Source organism: Streptomyces sp. S6, assembly GCF_054880855.1.
Window position 1 is genome coordinate 1 of sequence record NZ_JBTYMC010000561.1, and the last position, 2,205, is coordinate 2,205.

At 73.0% G+C, this 2,205-nt stretch carries 3 protein-coding genes; 1 reads left to right on the forward strand and 2 read right to left on the reverse strand.

Annotated elements, in window-relative coordinates:
- Positions 1-626: VWA domain-containing protein (locus ACVNF4_RS35195; RefSeq protein ID WP_461806913.1), on the forward strand; the 626-nt coding region annotated here is incomplete at its 5' end.
- A gap of 16 nt (positions 627-642) precedes the next feature.
- Here the strand turns inward: ACVNF4_RS35195 and ACVNF4_RS35200 are convergent.
- The gene (locus ACVNF4_RS35200) at positions 643-999 is read right to left on the reverse strand and encodes a cupin domain-containing protein (protein ID WP_461806914.1); all 357 of its coding nucleotides are present in this window, start codon (positions 997-999) and stop codon (positions 643-645) included.
- Between the two features lie 83 nt (positions 1,000-1,082).
- Positions 1,083-2,060: a threo-3-hydroxy-L-aspartate ammonia-lyase gene (locus ACVNF4_RS35205; protein ID WP_461806915.1), complete on the reverse strand. Its 978-nt coding sequence runs from the start codon at positions 2,058-2,060 to the stop codon at positions 1,083-1,085.
- Positions 2,061-2,205 lie beyond the last annotated feature (145 nt).

The following is a 2,205-nucleotide window of genomic DNA, read 5'->3' on the forward strand; positions in this document are numbered from 1 at the left end:
CCGCCCGGGGCTCCATCGACCTGCGCCGTACGCTGCGGGCCTCCCTGTCCACGGGCGGGGTGCCGGTGCGGCCGGTGCTGCGCAGGCGGCGGCCCGTGCGGCCCGAACTGGTCCTGCTGTGCGACGTGTCGGGGTCGGTGTCGGGGTTCTCCGACTTCACGATGCTGCTCGTGCAGGCCCTCCACGACCAGTTCTCGAAGGTCCGCGTCTTCGCCTTCGTCAACCGTGCCGACGAGGTGACCGGCCTCCTGCGGCACGGCTCCGCCGACCCGGCGGGCCTCGGGGCCCGGATCCGCGCGGAGGCGGCCCTCACGGGGTGGCACGGCAGCAGCGACTACGGCATGGCCCTGGGCGAGTTCGCCGAGCGGTACGGCCTCACGCTGGGCCCGCGCACCACCGTCTTCGTGCTCGGCGACGCCCGCACCAACATGAGCGACCCGAACCTCGCCGCCGTCCGCGAGATCGCCGGGCGGGCCCGGCGCGTGCACTGGCTGAACCCCGAGCCCCGCTCGCTGTGGGGCACCGGCGACTCGGCGGCCCCCGAGTACGCCGAGCTGGTCACGATGCACGAGTGCCGCACCGCACGCCAGCTCGGTGATCTCGTGAGCCGGTTGCTTCCGGTCTGACCTCCCTGCGTGCGCTCTACGCCTTGGCATACTCCGTCGCCATCGACCCCGCGAAGTCGTAGACGACGACCTGTTCGTCGCCCACCACCCAGGCGTCGTGTCCGGGCGGGCAGACGAACACGTCACCCGGGCCCACCTCGCCCTCTCCGCCGTCGTCCATCCGCACGTGCAGGCGGCCCTGCACGACATAGCCGTTGTGGTGGATCTCGCAGCTCTCCGTGCCCGCGAGGGGGGCCACCGACTCGGACCAGCGCCAGCCCGGTTCGAACGTCGCCACGGCGAAGTCGAGCCCCGTGAGGTGGACGGCTTCGAGGTGACCGCGCGGGAAATCGCGCCGTTCGTCGGGCTTGTCGAGCGTCTTCACTTCCAGCATGACGCTCCTCCCTTCCGGCCACGCCTGTGTCGCCTAGGTCCTCATCGTCCGCCTGTCCAGCGGGGGCCGCCATTCGAGTGGACTCACCCACCTCCCCCGCACAGTTCCGCGAACCGGGCCGTGTCCACGTTCCCGCCCGACACCAGCAGCCCGATCCGCCCGCCGAGCCCCGCCGGCCGGCCGGCCAGCAGCGCGGCCAGCGGGGTCGCGCCGCTCGGCTCGATCACGATCTTCAGCCGCTCGAACGCGAACCGCATCGCCGCCCGGATCTCGTCGTCCGAGACCAGCTCCACGGCGTCGACCAACTGCCGGACCACCGGGAACGTCAGGTCTCCCGGGGTGTCCAGGGCCTGTCCGTCGGCGATCGTGCGCCGGATCGGGACGCTGACGCGGTGGCCCGCCGCGAGGGACCGCTTCGTGTCGTCGCTGGCCTCCGGTTCCACGCCGATCACCCGGGCGTCGGGGGCCAGCGCCTTGACGGCCGTGGCGCACCCGGAGATCAGGCCGCCTCCGCCGACCGGGGCGAGGAAGGTGTCCAGTCCGCCGGTCTCCTCCAGGAGTTCCAGCGCCGCCGTGCCCTGGCCCGCCATCACGTGCGGGTGGTCGTAGGGCGGGATCAGGGTCAGGCCGCGCTCCGCCGCGAGCGCCTTGCCGAGGGCCTCGCGGTCACCGGTGTACCGGTCGTACCTGACGATCTCGGCGCCGTATCCGGCCGTCGCCTCCACCTTGGAGCGCGGGGCGTCCTCCGGCATGAGGATCACGGCTGTCGTACCGAGTTCCCGCGCGGCGAGGGCGACCGCCTGGGCGTGGTTCCCCGAGGAGTAGGCCGCGAGGCCCCGCTCCAACTGCTCCGGGGTCAGCCGGGAGGCCGCGTTGTAGGCGCCCCGGAACTTGAAGGCGCCGATCCGCTGGAAGTTCTCACACTTCAGGTACACCTCGGCCCCGACCCGCTCGTCCAGCGTCCTCGACCTCAGGACCGGCGTACGGTGAGCGACCCCCTTGAGCCGCTGCGCGGCATCACGGACGTCCTCGAAGGTGATCGGCAAGGGTGTGGTCGTCATGGGTGGTCCGCCTCTCGGGTCGGTCACGCGGGTGTCGGTTCGGTCTGTGTCGGCCGGCTCTGCGCTGGTTCGGGCGACGGCTCTCCCCCGCCCCCGCTCCCCGTCGACCGGCCCCCGCGCCCCGCCGGCCCCGCACCTGCCCGCG

Excerpts from the sequence above, each read along its gene's own strand:
- ACVNF4_RS35200 (WP_461806914.1), bottom strand. The coding sequence starts at position 999 with ATGCTGGAAGTGAAGACGCTCGACAAGCCCGACGAACGGCGCGATTTC.
- ACVNF4_RS35205 (WP_461806915.1), bottom strand. The coding sequence starts at position 2,060 with ATGACGACCACACCCTTGCCGATCACCTTCGAGGACGTCCGTGATGCC.